The sequence below is a fragment of the Streptomyces sp. NPDC037126 genome (assembly GCF_055605965.1).
The window spans coordinates 476,638-491,246 of the sequence record NZ_JBVJTD010000001.1 but is presented as its reverse complement, the minus strand read 5'-3'; the positions used below and the strand labels follow the sequence as shown (position 1 = coordinate 491,246).

Below are 14,609 nucleotides of genomic sequence, written 5' to 3'. Positions count from 1 at the left end.
GTCCTCAGATCTCGATGCACGTACGCAGGGCGGTCCCGGTACGCATCTGGTCCAGTGCCTCGTTGATCTCCGCCAGCTGCACCCGGTGGGTGATCAGGCCGGCCAGGTCGACGCGGCCGGCCCGCCACAGGGCGATGGTGCGTTCGTAGGAGCGCAGCACGTCCCCGCCGCCGTACATGGACGGCAGGATGCGCTTCTCGTCGAAGAACAGCTCGAACATGTTGAGCTGCAGGAAGTCGTCCATGGCGCCGGCGCCGACCACGACGAGGGTGCCGCCGCGCCGGGTGTTCTCGTAGGCGGTGCGGGCGGTGGCGGAGCGGCCGACGACCTCGAAGACGTAGTCGAAGCCCTCGCCGCCGGTGACCTGCTGCCTGGTGTCGGCCAGTTCCCCGGGCGCGACGGCCCTGGTGGCGCCGAACCGCAGCGCGGACTCGCGCCGGGAGGCGACCGGGTCGACGGCGACGATCTCGGCGGCGCCCTTCAGCCGCGCGCCCTGGACGGCCGAGATGCCGACGCCCCCGCACCCGATGACGGCGACCGACGAACCGGCTTCCACGTCCGCCGTGTTGAGCGCGGCGCCCAGGCCGGTGGTGACCCCGCAGCCGATGAGCGCGGCGATGTCGTAGGGCACGTCGTCCGGGATCGGGACGGCGCAGCCGGCGTCGACCACGACCTCCTCGGCGAAGGTGCCGGTGCCCGCGAAGCCGAAGACGTCACCGCCCGAGCGCCGGAAGTTGGGGGTGCCCGCGTTCATGAACCCGGCCAGGCACAGCTCGGTCTGCCCGCGCCGGCAGGCGGGACAGGCGCCGCAGGCGGGCAGCCAGCAGATGACGACCCGGTCGCCGGGCTTCAGGTGCTTCACGCCCTCGCCGACCTCGAGGACCTCGCCCGCGCCCTCGTGGCCCGGCACGAACGGCGCGGGCTGGGGCAGGACGCCGTTCATCGCGGAGAGGTCGGAGTGGCACAGCCCGGTGGCGCGCACCCGGACCCTGACCCGGCCGGGGCCGAAGCCCACCGCCTCGACGTCGTCGAGGACCTCCAGCTTCTCCTGGCCGATCTCGTGCAGTACGGCTGCGCGCATGGTGCGGCTCCCCTCGGGATGCTGGTTCAGGAGTGCTCTACGACGGTGTCCGCGAGGACCGGCGCCTCGTCCCGTTCGACGGCGGCCACCGCCACCCGCACCCGCCCCGCCTCGGGCCACATGCGGATGCGCAGGGTCTCGCCCGGGTACACGACCCCGGCGAACCGGGTGGTGTACGACCGCACCCGGCTCACGTCGCCGCCGAGCAGCGTGTCGACGACCGCCTTGAGCGTGATGCCGTAGGTGCACAGGCCGTGCAGGATGGGCCGGTCGAAACCGGCGAGCTTGGCGAACTCGGGGTCGGCGTGCAGCGGGTTGTAGTCGCCGGAGAGGCGGTAGAGGAGGGCCTGGTCGGCGCGGACCGGCCGCTCGACGGTGCGGTCCGGGGGGCCGGTGGGCTCCTTCCGGGCGGCGGAGGGGCCCCGGTCGCCGCCCCAGCCGCCCTCGCCGCGTACGAAGATCTGGGCGTCGTTGGTCCACAGCGGGCCGTCGTCGTCGCCGACGTCGGTGCGCAGCACGAGGACGGCGGCCTTGCCCTTGTCGTACACGGCGGCGATGCGGGAGGTGGCGGTGGCGGTGCCCCGCACCGGGATGGGCCGGTGCAGTCGCAGGCTCTGGCCGCCGTGCAGGACCCTGGCCAGGTCGACGTCGACGCCGGGCATGGACAGCCCGCTGATCACGCCGGGCGAGCCGGCGCCCGCGACGGTGGCGAAGCTCGGCAGGACGTGCAGCCGGGACTCAAGGGTGTAGCGCAGCTCGTCCGGGTCCGTGGCGGGGTGCCGGCGGTCGGGGTTCGCGGCCGCACCGATGCCGAGGTGGTAGAGCTGGACGTCCTTGGCGGTCCAGGTGATCTCGCCGGAACGGGGTTCGGCGGCGAGCGCCTTGGCTGCGTCGATGGGCATGGGGCTCCTGAGAGGTCTCAAGACCCCGGCACGGCCGTCCGCACCGTCGGCCGCACCGAGGTCGTCCACGGGGCGGATCTAGAACGCGTTCCAGTCCAGCGCCCCTTGTATAACCCAGCGCCCCGCAGTTGTGAAGGCTCCTGACGGCGCGTCAGCTCCGGTCGGCCGGGACATTTGTACTGCCCGAGTCCGTACATGCGCATCTGCCCGGCGCGGGCCGCGTTCCCTAGCGTCGTAGGCATGACACAGACGAAGAACACCGCCGTGTCCTTCGCGGGGGCGGTCAAGACGTACGGCGCCGTGCGCGCCGTGGACGGCGTCGGCCTGGACGTCGCGCCGGGCGAGACCGTGGCCCTGCTGGGCAGGAACGGCGCCGGGAAGTCGACCACCATCGGGCTGCTGCTCGGGCTGTACGAGCCCGACGCAGGCTCCGTGGAGCTGTTCGGCGACGCACCCGGGCGGTCGGTCCGCGCGGGCCGGGTGGGCGCGATGCTCCAGGACGCCCGGCCGGTGCCCCGGGTCACGGTCGGGGAGCTGGCCCGCTTCATGGCCTCCCGCTATCCGGCGCCGATGCCGGTGGCGCGGGCCCTGGAGCTGGCCGGGATCGCGGATCTGGCGGGGCGGCGGGTGGACCGGCTGTCCGGCGGGCAGGTGCAGCGCGTGCGGTTCGCCCTCGCGCTGTCCGGGGACCCCGCGCTGCTGGTGCTCGACGAGCCGACGGCGGCGCTGGACGTGGAGGCCCGGCACGCCTTCTGGGACGCCATGGGCGCCTACGCCCGGCGCGGGCACACCGTGCTCTTCTCCACCCACTACCTGGAGGAGGCGGACGCGCACGCGGACCGGATCGTGGTCCTCGACCGGGGGCGGATCGTCGCCGACGGCACGGGCGAGCAGCTGCGCCGCGCGGCGGGCGGCAGCCTGGTCTGCGTCGACCTGGCCGGCCTGGACGCGGAGGCGCTCGCCCTGCTGCCCGGCGTCCGCTCGGTGGAGACACGCGGCCACCGGGCCCGGCTGCGCACCGACGACTCCGACGCGACGGTGATCGCGCTCGCCGGGCTCGGCGCGATCCGGGGCCTCGAGGTCGCGGCGGCCTCCCTGGACGACGCGTTCCTCGCGCTCACCTCCCGCGACCGGGTCCCGGAGGCGGTGTGATGCTCGCCTACGTGCGTCTGGAGGTCCGCCGCACCCTGCGGGACACCGGGTTCGTGATCGGCGGCATCGCGATGCCGGTGATGATGTATCTGCTGTTCACCAACCTGGGTGAGGACGACGGAAGTTGGCGGACGGCCGCGATGGTCGGCATGGCGGCCTACGGCGCGGTCGGCTCGGCGCTGAACACCGGCGGCGCGGTCGCCGAGGACCGGGCGGTCGGCTGGCTGCGGCAGCTGCGGGTGACGCCGATGACCCCGCGCGAGGTGGTGGCCGGGCGGACGCTGACCGGCGCGGTGACCGTGCTGCCCGCGATCGTCGCGGTGCTCGCGGCGGGCGGTCTGGTGAACGGGGTGCGGCTCGCGGTCTGGCAGTGGGCGGCGATCACGCTGCTGCTGTGGCTCGGCTCGCTCCCCTTCACGCTGCTGGGCCTCGGCAACGGCTACCGGCTGACCGGACCCGCCACCGGGGTGGCGAACATGGTGTGCAACCTGGGGCTCGCCGTGCTGGGCGGCCTGTGGTTCCCGGTCAGCCTGTTCCCCGGCTGGCTGCGCACGCTGTCCGCGTACACGCCCACCCACCGGTTCGCCCAGCTGGGAACCTCCGTCGCGGACGGACACGCCCCGGGTGCCGGTGCGATCATCGTGCTGACGGCTTGGCTGCTGCTGTTCGGTTCGTACGCTGTGGTGTCGTACCGCCGCGGTGCGGGGACCGTCTGATCGGGGGAATCAGGAAGATGGCGTGGTGGAAGACCGTGTCCTGCCAGGCGCGGGCCTGGCAGGACACCCGGCTCGCGTGGAAGTCGGAGCACGAGCACTGGAAGGCGGAGACCCGGCGCTACAAGGCGGCGCAGCGCGAGGCCCGGAAGCGGGGCGGGGCCCCGGCCGTGGACGACCCCGGGCCGCCGCCCACCGGTTTCGCGCTGCTGCCGTGGCTGCTGATGGGCATGGGGGCCTTCTCCAACCTGCTCCAGGGCAGGACCACGAACCCGTTGGTCGGGGGCCTCGGCCTGTTCCTGTTCAACACGCTGTACATCTACGTCACCTTCCGCTCCTTCGACCGGGGCAAGCGGAAGGCGCGGTCCACCCGGCTGGCGCTGCTGGTCATGGGCCTGCTGACCACGGGGCTCGCGCTCGGCTACGGCGGCAGCTGGCTGATGTTCTTCCCGCTGCTCGGCCTCGCCACGGGCGCCGCGCTGCGCGGACCCTGGCTGGGCCGGGCCGGGATACTGCTCGCCGTCTACTCGGCCGTGGTCTCCGGGGGGCGCGGCGACTGGTCGGACGCCACGAACATCGGCTACGCCACGTTCCTGTCCACGATGGTCACCGCCGCGATCCTCGGCCTGTCCGAGGCCGTGCGGGAACTGCGGGCCGCCCGTGAGGAGCTGGCCCGGCGCGCGGTGGAGAAGGAGCGGCTGCGGTTCTCCCGGGACCTGCACGACCTGCTCGGGCACACCCTGTCGGTGATCGTGGTGAAGTCCGAGGCGGCCCGGCGGCTGGCGCCGCGCGACATGGACGCGGCGCTCGGGCAGATCTCGGACATCGAGTCGGTGGGCCGGCAGGCGCTGACCGAGATCCGCGAGGCGGTGACCGGCTACCGCGAGGGCAGCCTCGCCACCGAGCTGACCCGCGCCCGGTCCGCGCTGTCGGCGGGGAGCGTGGAGCCCGTGGTGCGCCAGTCCGGTACGCCGCTCGCGCCGCAGACCGAGGCGCTGCTGAGCTGGGTGGTGCGCGAGGCGGTGACCAACGTGGTGCGCCACAGCGACGCGAGCCGCTGCGAGATCACCGTGGACAGCGCCCCCGAGCGGGTCCGGCTGACGGTCACCGACAACGGCACCGGCGAGGCCGTCAGCCGCCCGAGCGAGGGCATCGGCGGCACGGGCCTGACGGGGCTGACCGAACGGCTCGCGGCGGCGGGCGGCTCCCTCACGGCCGGCCCGTCACCACGCGGCGGCTTCACGGTGAGCGCCGAACTCCCGGTCGACGCGGAGGAGTTGACGGCGGCAGGGGCCCCGGCACCCGGGGCACGCTGACCGTCCGGCGGCGGCCGGGCCGTTCTGGTGGCGGACGTGGTCGGGGGTGCAGCGGGCGGTCGTGGCGCACGGCGGGATCCCGAAGCGGAGGCGAAGACACCGCCGCCGACAGCGCGGCCGCGCCCGGCTAAGCCGGGGTGGCCCGCGAGGCCGGGGCGACCGGCGGAGACGGCATGGCCGGCGGAGACGCCGTGTCGGGGATGTGGAGGCATGGGAAGCGGCCGGTGGGCCCGGCCGGCGGCCGTACGCTGAGGCCATGAACGAGATGCCCCGGGACGGTCGGGCCGCCAAGTGCATCCGGGTACTGCTCGCCGAGGACCAGGGCATGATGCGCGGCGCTCTCGCCCTGCTGCTCGGCCTGGAGGAGGACATCGAGGTGGTGGCCCAGCTGTCCTCGGGCGACGCGATCGTGGACTCCGTGCTCACCCATCGGCCGGACGTCGCCCTGCTGGACATCGAACTGCCCGGCACCAGCGGCTTGGACGCGGCGGCCGAGCTGCGCGAGCAGGCGCCCGGCTGCCGGGTGCTGATCCTCACGACCTTCGGCCGGCCCGGCTATCTGCGCCGGGCCATGGAGGCCGGGGCCGCCGGGTTCCTCGTCAAGGACGGCCCGGTGGAGGAACTGGCGGTGGCGATCCGGCGCGTGCTCGCCGGGGAGACCGTGGTCGATCCGGCGCTGGCCGCGGCCGCGCTCAGCGCCGGTCCGAACCCGCTGACGGCCCGTGAGTGCGAGGTGCTGACGGCGTCGGTGGACGGTGCGACGGTCGCCGACATCGCCGGGCGGCTGCATCTGTCCGAGTCCACCGTGCGCAACTACCTGTCCTCGGCGATCGGCAAGACGGGCACCCGCAACCGCGCGGAGGCGGTACGCGAGGCCCGCCGCCAGGGCTGGCTGTGAGCTACTGGACCACCTCGGCGTTCCGGTAGTGCCTGCCCTCGGGAGCCACGCACACGAACCAGTCGGAGGGAAGTCCGGCGACTGCCCGGGGCACGGCCACCATGCTGGTGCCGTCGTCCCAGCCGCACCTGACCCGGCCCGCGGTCCGGGCCACCTGCCCGATCACCAGCCGTCCGGAACTCTCCGGGCCGTAGCCCAGACGCGTGGCCATGGCTTCCATGTCGGTGCCCCTCGGACGGGTCCACTCCTCCGTGGTGTCGTACATGTTCTGCTGCGGGCGGTGGCCGCCCCAGGCACGGGTGACGAAGAAGGAGCCCCGGCCGATCAGGTCGGCCGCCTTGCGGGTCGCCGCCGGCTGCAGTCCCGCTCTGCTCATCGCGTCGTACTGCCGGACGGCCTCCGCCCGGTCGCGCGGGGCATCCCACACCTGGAGCTCCGCGCGCCACTCCTTGCCCTGGTACAGGCCCCTGGCCAGCTCCGTGCGCTGCGGCTCGTCCACATGCCGGGCCCGCACCTGCGTCGGACGGGGCGCCACCGGTTCCGTGCGGCCCGAGTGCCCCTGCCCCGGCAGGCCCGTCACCGCGAGCGCCGCCCCCGTCGCCCCCACCAGCGTCAGGGCCGTGGCCGTCGCCGTCGCCCAGCGGCGGGCCCGGCGTCTGCGGCCGCCGCGGACGACCGCCTGGACGGGGGCCGTGCCGATCTCGACCCCGTCCGCCGCGTCCGCGAGGAGGAGCGCGATGTCCGTCGGCGCCATGTCGTGGTTCTCCCGGTCCGCGCTCATCACTTCCGCCCTCCGTACGTCGCCGTCTCCGCCAGCCCCGGCACGGCCCGCAGCTTCGCGATCCCCTTGGCCGCGTTGCTCTTCACCGTGCCGACCGAGCAGCCCATCGCCTCCGCCGCCTGGGTCTCCGTCAGGTCCTCCCAGTAGCGCAGCACCACCGCCTCCCGCTGCCGCGGGGGCAGTTGGGCGAGCGCCCCGAGCAGCGCGCCGCGGTCGTCGGCCTGCGCGATCCGGTCCCCCGTGTCGGCCACCTCGCGCACCAGGCCCGCGTCGTCCTTCGGGGCCAGGAACTCCTTGAGTCGTCTTCGGTGTCTGCGCGCGTGCGCGTTGATCATCACGCGTCGCACGTACGCCTCCGGGTCGTCGGCCGTGCGGACCCGGCGCCAGGCGACGTAGACCCGTTCGAGCGTCGTCTGGACCAGGTCCTCCGCGGCGTGCCGCTCCCCCGTGAGGAGAAACGCCGTACGCATCAGCCGCGGCCAGCGGCCGACCACGAAGCTCTGGAACTCCTCGTTCCGAGCCTGCTTCCCGTCCCCCATGGGCACCTCCTAGATGTCAGAAGGAGTCCACGAGCGGGCCGGACCGTTGCCTCACTTCGAGGAGATCCTGCGCGGCAGCCACAGCAGCATCAGCAGCGCCCCGCCCAGCAGCACCGCCGTGCTCGCCCGGAAGGCCAGCGCGTAGCCGTCCGTCAGCGCCTCCGGGCCGTGGCCGGAGCCCGTCCCGGTCGCGGCGACGGTGGACATCACCGCGAGCCCGAGCGAACCGCCCATCGTGCGGGAGGTGTTGACGAGCCCCGACACCACACCGGCCTCGCCGGGGGCGGCCCCCGAGGTGGCCAGGGCGGCGAGCGGGGTCGTGGCCAGGCCCGCGCCGAACATCATCAGCATGCCCGGGATCATGATCGCGGTGACGTACGCCTCGTGCGCGCTCATCGTCGACTGCCGGCCGAAGCCGGCCGCGGCCACCAGCGTGCCCAGCACCGCGACGGTCCGCGCGCCCACCTTCCGCATCAGGCGCGGCGCGAGCTTGGAGCCGACGACCACGGACAGCGAGCTGGGCACGAGGGCGGCGCCGGCCTGCAGCGGCGAATAGCCGAGGACGTTCTGGGCGTACAGCGTCATGAAGTACCACATGCAGAACATCGCCGAGCCGGAGACGAACATCGCCGCGTTCGCCGAGGCCACCGGGCGCACCCGCAGCAGGCCGAGCGGCATCAGCGGGGCCGCCGTACGCGCCTCGGTGAGCAGGAACAGGGCGACCAGCAGCAGTCCGGCGAGCAGCGGGGCGAGCGTGGCCGGGGCGGTCCAGCCCTCGGCCCCGGTCTGCGAGATGCCGTAGGCCAGTGTGCCGAGTCCCGCGGTGACGAGCAGCGCGCCCGGCAGGTCGAGGCGCCGCCGGTCGCCGGCCCGGCTCTCCGTCAGCCACCGGATCGAGCCGGCCAGGACCACCGCGCCGACGGGCACGTTGATGAGCAGCACCCACCGCCAGGACAGCGCGTCGACGAGGACCCCGCCGACGAGTCCGCCCGCGGCGCCGCCGCCCGCGCCGACCGCGGTCCAGGTCGCTATCGCCCGTGCCCGCGCGGCCCCCTCCGGCACCGCCGCCGTCAGCAGCGTCAGGGTGGCGGGCGCCAGCACGGCCGCGCCGAGGCCCTGCACGGCCCGCGCCAGCAGCAGCTGCCAGCCCTCCTGGGCCAGGCCGCCGCCCAGCGAGGCCAGCGTGAACAGGCCGAGCCCCACCAGGAACATCCGCTTGCGGCCGTAGAGGTCGCCGGCCCGGCCGCCGAGCAGCATGAAGCCGGCGAAGGCGATGGCGTACGCGTTCACCACCCACTGGAGTCCCGTGGCGCTCAGCCCGAGGTCCGCGCGCATCGACGGCAGGGCCACGTTCACGACGGACACGTCGAGCACGACGAGGAACTGCCCGGCGCACGCCAGGGCCACCACCAGCCAGGTGGGGGGCGCCGTACGGCGGGATATGAGGGGCGAGGTGTCGGCGGCTTCCAGCATGGGTGCCATCCCCTGACGCAGGATCAGAAACCCATGGGATGGTCAAGAATTCGTTAGACGCTCGAAGCAACGGAATAGTTGCCTGTGCATACGAGGTTTACCCGCCACTTATGTCTTACGGGAGGCCTCACTCAATGACCCACTCGACGACCGACCAACCGGCCCGGCCGGCGAGCGGGGCCGTCGTCCCGGTGCTCGCCTTCGCGGGCATCGTGGTCGCGGTGATGCAGACGCTGCTCGTGCCGGTCATCAAGGACCTGCCGCAGCTGCTGGCCACCGCCCCCAGCAACGCCACCTGGGTGCTCACCTCGACGCTGCTGTCCGGCGCCGTCGCCACCCCGATCATGGGCCGGCTCGGCGACCTCTACGGCAAGCGGCGGATGCTGATCCTCAGCCTCGCCGTGATGGTGGTCGGCGCCCTGGTCAGCGCGCTCACCAGCCAGCTGCTCACCATGATCGTGGGCCGCACCCTGCAGGGCTTCGCCATGGGCGCGATACCGCTCGGCATCGGCCTGATGCGGGACATGCTGCCGCGCGAGCGGCTCGGCTCGGCGATGGCCCTGATGAGCTCCTCCATCGGCGTCGGCGGCGGCCTCGCACTGCCCGCCGCCGCGCTGGTCGCCGAGCACGCGAACTGGCACGTGCTGTTCTACGGCGCCGCCGGCCTCGGCGTGCTCGCCATCGCCCTCACCCTCCTCACCGTGCCCGAGACCCCGATGCGCGCCGAGGGCTCCTTCGACCTGCTGGGCGCCCTGGGCCTGTCCACCGGCCTGGTGCTGCTCCTGCTGCCCATCACCAAGGGCAGTGACTGGGGCTGGTCCTCGGGGACCACGCTCGGCCTGTTCGCCGCGTCCGTCGTCGTGCTCCTCCTGTGGGGCCTGTTCGAGCTGCGCGCCAAGGCGCCGCTGGTCGACCTGCGCACCACCGCACGCCCCGCCGTGCTCTTCACCAACCTCGCGTCGATCATGGTCGGCGTCGCCTTCTACGTCGTCTCCCTGGTCCTGCCCCAGCTGCTCCAGCTGCCGAAGGCCACCGGCTACGGCCTCGGCCAGTCGATGGTCGTCGCGGGTCTGTGCGTGGCCCCGCTGGGCCTGACGATGATGTTCACCGCCCCCGTCTACGCCCGGCTGTCCGCCCGCTTCGGCCCCAAGGTCACCCTGCTCATCGGCCTGCTGATCATCGCCGTCGGCTACGGCGGCGGCCTCGGCCTGATGGACGCGGCCTGGCAGACGATCGTCACCTCCGTGATCCTCGGCGCGGGCATCGGACTCGCCTACTCCTCGCTGCCCGCGCTGATCGTCGGCGCGGTCCCGGCCTCGGAGACCGGCGCGGCCAACGGCCTCAACACCCTGATGCGGTCCATCGGCACGTCCGTCTCCAGCGCCGTCATCGGCATGGTGCTGGCCAACACGGCGAACGACGTGGGCGGCCTGGCGATCCCGACCATGCACGGCTTCCGGGTCTCCTTCCTGATCGCCACGGGCGCCGTGGCCGTGGGCCTGGTGCTCGCCCTGTTCCTGCCGAAGGCGCCCCGCCCGGCCGAGCAGCACACGCAGCTGCGGGCCAGCAGCGAGGAGGAGGCCAACCTGGAGCGGGCCGAGCAGGTGCTGCGGGGGTTCCGCGGCCGGGTGCTGGACGCCTCCGGACTCCCGGTCGCCCGCGCCAAGGTGACCCTGATCGACCGGCGCGGACGCCAGGCCGGCGCCACCGTCTCCGGCGAGGACGGCACGTACGCGCTCGCCGTGCCCGCCGAGGGGGCGTACGTCCTCGCCGCGAAGGCCTCCGGCCATGGGCCGCGCGCCTCGTCCGCGACGCACTCGGGCGAGGAGCGGGCCGTCGACCTCGACCTCTCGCTGCCCGGGGAGACCGTCAGCGCGTAGCGGCCGCCCCCTTCACACCGCACCCCCGGTCACCCAGGTGGCCGGGGGTGCGGCAGCATGGGCGGTCGGACAGTCGTACGACAGAGAGGCGCTCCATGGCCCCCGCCGCCCCCAAGCCCGAGATCCTGGCCGCTTTCGAGGCGGCCAAGGGGTTCATGCCCGTGGACGAGGGGCTGGCGCTGTACGCGGCCGCCGTGGAGGCCGGGCGTCTCGGGCTGCCGCTGCTGGAGGTCGGCACGTACTGCGGGCGCTCCACCGTGCTGCTCGCCGACGCGGCCCGTGCGGCCGGGGTGAGCGCGCTGACCGTCGACCACCACCGCGGCAGCGAGGAGCAGCAGCCCGGCTGGGACTACCACGACCCCGCGACCGTCGACCCCGAGGTCGGCCTGATGGACACGCTCCCCACCTTCCGCCGGACGCTGTTCCGGGCGGGCCTGGAGGACCACGTGGTCGCCCTCGTCGGCCGCTCCCCGCAGATCGCGGCCATCTGGCGGTCCCCGCTCGGCCTCGTCTTCGTCGACGGCGGCCATACGGACGAGCACGCCGGCGCCGACTACGAGGGCTGGGCCCCGCACGTGGCCGAGGGGGGCCTCCTCGTCATCCACGACGTCTTCCCGCACCCCGAGGACGAGTTCACCGGGCAGGCGCCCTACCGGGTGTACCTGCGGGCCCTGGAGTCGGGCGCGTTCACCGAGGTGGGAGTGACGGGCTCGCTGCGTGTCCTGCGGCGAACGGGAGCGGGGATCTGAGGTCCCGGTTAGAGTCGCAGACGTGTCGTACCTAGGCCCTGAGTTCGAACCCCCGCAGCCGCGCCGGTCCCGGCGCGGCCCGCTGACCGTGGCCCTCGCCGCGCTGGTGCCGGGCGCACTGCTCGGCTGGCTGGTGTACGAGACGGTGGGCGGCGGCGGCCCGCAGGGCTCCGACACCGCTTCCGCCGCCCCCGCCGCGCGGACCTCGGCGGCCTCCTCCTCGCCCCCGGCGCGGTCCGCCCGGCCCTCCGACGACGCCAAGGCGCCCGCCGGGAAGCCGACGCCGCTGGGCACCGGCCCCCTCAGCGGCAAGGTGATCGTCATCGACCCGGGGCACAACCCGGGCAACTTCCGGCACACGGCCGAGATCAACCGTCAGGTGGACATCGGCACCAACCGCAAGGAGTGCGACACCACCGGGACGTCCACCAACGCCGGTTACACCGAGGCCCGGTTCACCCTGGACGTGGCGCACCGGCTGCGCACGATCCTGGAACAGCAGGGCGCCACCGTGCGGTTGACCCACGACGGCGACAGCCCGCCCTGGGGACCGTGCGTGGACCAGCGGGCACGGTTCGGCAACACCGCGCACGCCGACGCGGCCATCTCCATCCACGCCGACGGCTCCGCGGAGGGCGACCGCGGCTTCCACGTGATCCTGCCGGGCTCCGTGCACGCCGGTGCCGCCGACACCCGGCCGATCGTCGGGCCCTCCCGCGCGCTCGGCACGCGCATCGCGGGCACGTTCCTGCGCGAGACCGGCGAGCCGCCTTCCAACTACGTCGGCGACGGCACCGGTCTCGTCACGCGCACGGACCTGGGCGGTCTCAATCTGTCAACGGTTCCCAAGGTGTTCATCGAGTGCGGCAACATGCGCGATAGCAAGGACGCGGCACTGCTGACCAGCGGCGCCTGGCGGCAGAAGGCCGCGCAGGGGATCTCTGAGGGAATCGTGAGTTTCCTGCGCGAGTCGTGACCGGCGGGCGGAACCGGCCGTACGGTCGGATCTTGCTGACGGTAGTGTCTACCGACGACGTGACGACTTACGAAGGACCTGAAGTGAACATCCGCTCCCTCACTAGAGGCGACGGCGCGGTGATCGGAGCAGCGGTGTTGCTGTTCATCGCGTCGTTCCTCACCTTCTACAGCTACTCCGGCTTCGGCGCCACGCACACGCAGAACGCCTGGGACGACCTGGGCACCGGACTGGGCATCTACATGGGCGCGGTGATCGGCGCCGTCCTCATCGTCGTCAACCGCTGCACGCCGCAGCCGCGCAAGGTGCTCGGGCTCGACCTCGGCGCCACCGGCACCGCGTTCGCGATCCTCGCCGCCTGGTCCCTGCTGTGGACGCTGATCGACGTGCCCGACGGCGTGGACGCCGGCGCCGGCCTCGTCCTCGGCTTCATCGCGGCCCTCGTCCTCGCCGCCGCCGCCGTTGCCACCCCCATGGTCCCCGCCCTGCAGGCCGCGCTGGTCCCGGCTCCCAAGCCGGCCGCCCCCGGGCCCTACGGCGCCCAGCCGCCCGCCGGTTACGGCTACCCGGGCGCCCAGCCGCAGCAGCCGTACGGGGCCCAGCCGCAGCAGGGCCAGCCGTTCGGGCAGCAGCAGCCGCCGGCGGCGCAGGGCGCTCCGGCTCCGGGCCCGGCCGGGCAGGACTTCTCGCCGTTCTGGTTCGCCGTGCCGGCGACCCGCCCGCTGTTCGCGGAGGACGGCTCCCCGAACCCGATCGCCGAACTGGCGCCGGGCACCTGGTACCTGGCCGTCGAGCAGCGCGGGCCCGCGCTGGTCGCGCAGACCCAGGACGGCCGCCGCGGCGTCCTCCAGGACACCTCCGGCATCCAGCGCGGCTGAACCGCGCACCCCGCCGCCTTCGGCCCCTCGCCCTTCCGGGCGGGGGGCCGTTGCCGTACAGTCGCCCCCCGGTTGTGAACTGACGTACCGTCAGGAGGCAGGCGCATGCGGCTCGGTCTCGCACTCGGCTACTGGGGACGCGGCCCGGGCAGGGACCACGTCCCGCTCGCGCAGGAGGCGGAGCGGCTCGGCTACGACTCCGTGTGGACGGCGGAGTCCTGGGGTTCGGACGCCTTCACCCCGCTCACCTGGATCGCCGCACAGACCTCGACCGTCAAGCTGGGTACGGCCGTTGCCCAGATGGCCGCCCGCGCACCGACGACCACCGCGATGCACGCCCTCACCCTGGACCACCTCTCCGGCGGGCGGATGATGCTCGGACTCGGGCTGTCCGGGCCGCAGGTGGTGGAGGGCTGGTACGGCCGCCCGTTCCCCGCGTCGCCGCTCACCGCGACCCGGGAGTACGTGGACGTCGTACGGCAGGTGCTCAGGCGTGAGGCGCCGGTGGAGTCGGACGGCCGGTTCCACCCGCTGCCCTACCGGGGCCCGGACGGCACGGGTCTCGGCAGACCGCTCAAGCCGATCACCCACCCGCTGCGCCCCGGCCTGCCCGTGCTGCTCGGCGCCGAGGGGCCGAGGAACGTGGCCCAGACGGCCCGGATCGCCGACGGCTGGCTGCCGTTGTACTGGTCGCCGAGCCGGCCCGACGCGTACGGCGAGGTGGTGCGGGAGCTGCCGGAGGGGTTCCTGGTGGCTCCGATGGCCCGGGTGAAGGTGTGCGACGACGTCGCCGAGGGGCTGCTGCCCGTCAAGGCGATGCTGGGCTTCTACATCGGCGGGATGGGGCACGCCTCCCGCAACTTCCACGCCGACCTCATGGCGCGCATGGGCTACGCGGAGGAGGCCCACCGCGTCCAGGAGCTGTTCCTCGCGGGCCGCCGCGAGGAGGCGGTGCTGGCCGTGCCGGACGCCTTCGCCGACGAGATCTCCCTGGTCGGCCCGCGCGAACGCATCGCGGAGCGGCTGGAGTTGTGGCGCAAGGGTCCGGTGACGGACCTGCTGGTCCTGTCACCGGACCCGGCCACCCTGCGGGTCCTCGCGGAGTTGAACTGCTAAGGCCTGTCTGGCCATGCGCGTCGTCGCCCGAAGGGCGGCCGCGCGGCGTCGGGTGCGTGCTCTCGGCGTGCCGGCCCCAGGCCCTCGTACCGGACGTACTCGGGTCAGGGGCCGACGCGGCGAGCGTGCGTGCATGGCGTCGCGCGGCAGACGGG

At 73.9% G+C, this 14,609-nt stretch carries 14 protein-coding genes; 9 read left to right on the top strand and 5 right to left on the bottom strand.

Annotated elements, in window-relative coordinates; genetic code table 11:
* Positions 1 to 4: 4 nt before the first annotated feature.
* Complete coding sequence (locus ACZ7FF_RS02225; protein WP_470808736.1) at positions 5 to 1,081, bottom strand: Zn-dependent alcohol dehydrogenase; 1,077 nt, start codon at positions 1,079 to 1,081, stop codon at positions 5 to 7.
* Positions 1,082 to 1,107: 26 nt separating this feature from the next.
* On the bottom strand, positions 1,108 to 1,983 hold the full coding sequence (locus ACZ7FF_RS02220; protein ID WP_470808735.1) for a MaoC/PaaZ C-terminal domain-containing protein: 876 nt from the start codon (positions 1,981 to 1,983) through the stop codon (positions 1,108 to 1,110).
* A 240-nt stretch (positions 1,984 to 2,223) separates the two neighbouring features.
* Here ACZ7FF_RS02220 and ACZ7FF_RS02215 point away from each other — a divergent pair, with 240 nt between their 5' ends.
* From ACZ7FF_RS02215 to ACZ7FF_RS02200, 4 genes are all read left to right on the top strand, one after another.
* Positions 2,224 to 3,135, top strand: a complete 912-nt coding sequence (locus ACZ7FF_RS02215) for an ABC transporter ATP-binding protein (protein WP_470808734.1) — start codon at positions 2,224 to 2,226, stop codon at positions 3,133 to 3,135.
* Positions 3,135 to 3,851 (top strand): ABC transporter permease, encoded by a 717-nt coding sequence (locus tag ACZ7FF_RS02210; protein WP_470808732.1) that lies wholly within the window; start codon positions 3,135 to 3,137, stop codon positions 3,849 to 3,851. Before ACZ7FF_RS02215 ends, ACZ7FF_RS02210 begins: the two co-directional genes overlap by 1 nt.
* 17 nt (positions 3,852 to 3,868) lie before the next feature.
* The gene (locus ACZ7FF_RS02205; protein ID WP_470808731.1) at positions 3,869 to 5,164 is read left to right on the top strand and encodes a sensor histidine kinase; all 1,296 of its coding nucleotides are present in this window, start codon (positions 3,869 to 3,871) and stop codon (positions 5,162 to 5,164) included.
* Positions 5,165 to 5,420: 256 nt separating this feature from the next.
* A complete protein-coding gene (locus tag ACZ7FF_RS02200) occupies positions 5,421 to 6,062 on the top strand; it encodes a response regulator (RefSeq protein ID WP_470808730.1) in 642 nt (213 codons plus the stop codon).
* A gap of 1 nt (position 6,063) precedes the next feature.
* Here ACZ7FF_RS02200 and ACZ7FF_RS02195 read toward each other — a convergent pair whose 3' ends face one another.
* The 3 genes from ACZ7FF_RS02195 to ACZ7FF_RS02185 are packed head-to-tail and all read right to left on the bottom strand — an operon-like array spanning position 6,064 to position 8,864.
* Positions 6,064 to 6,843 carry a hypothetical protein gene (locus ACZ7FF_RS02195; RefSeq protein ID WP_470808728.1) on the bottom strand — a complete coding sequence of 260 codons (780 nt, stop codon included), beginning with the start codon at positions 6,841 to 6,843 and terminating at the stop codon, positions 6,064 to 6,066.
* Complete coding sequence (locus tag ACZ7FF_RS02190; protein ID WP_470808727.1) at positions 6,843 to 7,382, bottom strand: SigE family RNA polymerase sigma factor; 540 nt, start codon at positions 7,380 to 7,382, stop codon at positions 6,843 to 6,845. Before ACZ7FF_RS02190 ends, ACZ7FF_RS02195 begins: the two co-directional genes overlap by 1 nt.
* A gap of 51 nt (positions 7,383 to 7,433) precedes the next feature.
* Positions 7,434 to 8,864 carry an MFS transporter gene (locus tag ACZ7FF_RS02185; RefSeq protein ID WP_470808725.1) on the bottom strand — a complete coding sequence of 477 codons (1,431 nt, stop codon included), beginning with the start codon at positions 8,862 to 8,864 and terminating at the stop codon, positions 7,434 to 7,436.
* A 125-nt stretch (positions 8,865 to 8,989) separates the two neighbouring features.
* Between ACZ7FF_RS02185 and ACZ7FF_RS02180 the strand changes: the two genes are divergently transcribed.
* From ACZ7FF_RS02180 to ACZ7FF_RS02160, 5 genes are all read left to right on the top strand, one after another.
* A complete protein-coding gene (locus ACZ7FF_RS02180; protein WP_470808723.1) occupies positions 8,990 to 10,735 on the top strand; it encodes an MFS transporter in 1,746 nt (581 codons plus the stop codon).
* Between the two features lie 95 nt (positions 10,736 to 10,830).
* Complete coding sequence (locus ACZ7FF_RS02175; protein ID WP_470808722.1) at positions 10,831 to 11,484, top strand: class I SAM-dependent methyltransferase; 654 nt, start codon at positions 10,831 to 10,833, stop codon at positions 11,482 to 11,484.
* A gap of 22 nt (positions 11,485 to 11,506) precedes the next feature.
* Positions 11,507 to 12,460: an N-acetylmuramoyl-L-alanine amidase gene (locus tag ACZ7FF_RS02170; protein WP_470808721.1), complete on the top strand. Its 954-nt coding sequence runs from the start codon at positions 11,507 to 11,509 to the stop codon at positions 12,458 to 12,460.
* A gap of 83 nt (positions 12,461 to 12,543) precedes the next feature.
* Entirely contained in the window at positions 12,544 to 13,338 is a 795-nt protein-coding gene (locus tag ACZ7FF_RS02165) for a hypothetical protein (RefSeq protein ID WP_470808719.1), read from the top strand.
* A gap of 105 nt (positions 13,339 to 13,443) precedes the next feature.
* Positions 13,444 to 14,454, top strand: a complete 1,011-nt coding sequence (locus ACZ7FF_RS02160; RefSeq protein WP_470808717.1) for an LLM class F420-dependent oxidoreductase — start codon at positions 13,444 to 13,446, stop codon at positions 14,452 to 14,454.
* The last annotated feature ends 155 nt before the right edge of the window (positions 14,455 to 14,609 follow it).

What these genes read in the sequence shown, in the direction of transcription:
- ACZ7FF_RS02225 (WP_470808736.1), bottom strand. Translation starts at nt 1,081, where the DNA reads ATGCGCGCAGCCGTACTGCACGAGATCGGCCAGGAGAAGCTGGAGGTC.
- ACZ7FF_RS02220 (WP_470808735.1), bottom strand. Translation starts at nt 1,983, where the DNA reads ATGCCCATCGACGCAGCCAAGGCGCTCGCCGCCGAACCCCGTTCCGGC.
- ACZ7FF_RS02215 (WP_470808734.1), top strand. Translation starts at nt 2,224, where the DNA reads ATGACACAGACGAAGAACACCGCCGTGTCCTTCGCGGGGGCGGTCAAG.
- ACZ7FF_RS02210 (WP_470808732.1), top strand. Translation starts at nt 3,135, where the DNA reads ATGCTCGCCTACGTGCGTCTGGAGGTCCGCCGCACCCTGCGGGACACC.
- ACZ7FF_RS02205 (WP_470808731.1), top strand. Translation starts at nt 3,869, where the DNA reads ATGGCGTGGTGGAAGACCGTGTCCTGCCAGGCGCGGGCCTGGCAGGAC.
- ACZ7FF_RS02200 (WP_470808730.1), top strand. Translation starts at nt 5,421, where the DNA reads ATGAACGAGATGCCCCGGGACGGTCGGGCCGCCAAGTGCATCCGGGTA.
- ACZ7FF_RS02195 (WP_470808728.1), bottom strand. Translation starts at nt 6,843, where the DNA reads ATGAGCGCGGACCGGGAGAACCACGACATGGCGCCGACGGACATCGCG.
- ACZ7FF_RS02190 (WP_470808727.1), bottom strand. Translation starts at nt 7,382, where the DNA reads ATGGGGGACGGGAAGCAGGCTCGGAACGAGGAGTTCCAGAGCTTCGTG.
- ACZ7FF_RS02185 (WP_470808725.1), bottom strand. Translation starts at nt 8,864, where the DNA reads ATGGCACCCATGCTGGAAGCCGCCGACACCTCGCCCCTCATATCCCGC.
- ACZ7FF_RS02180 (WP_470808723.1), top strand. Translation starts at nt 8,990, where the DNA reads ATGACCCACTCGACGACCGACCAACCGGCCCGGCCGGCGAGCGGGGCC.
- ACZ7FF_RS02175 (WP_470808722.1), top strand. Translation starts at nt 10,831, where the DNA reads ATGGCCCCCGCCGCCCCCAAGCCCGAGATCCTGGCCGCTTTCGAGGCG.
- ACZ7FF_RS02160 (WP_470808717.1), top strand. Translation starts at nt 13,444, where the DNA reads ATGCGGCTCGGTCTCGCACTCGGCTACTGGGGACGCGGCCCGGGCAGG.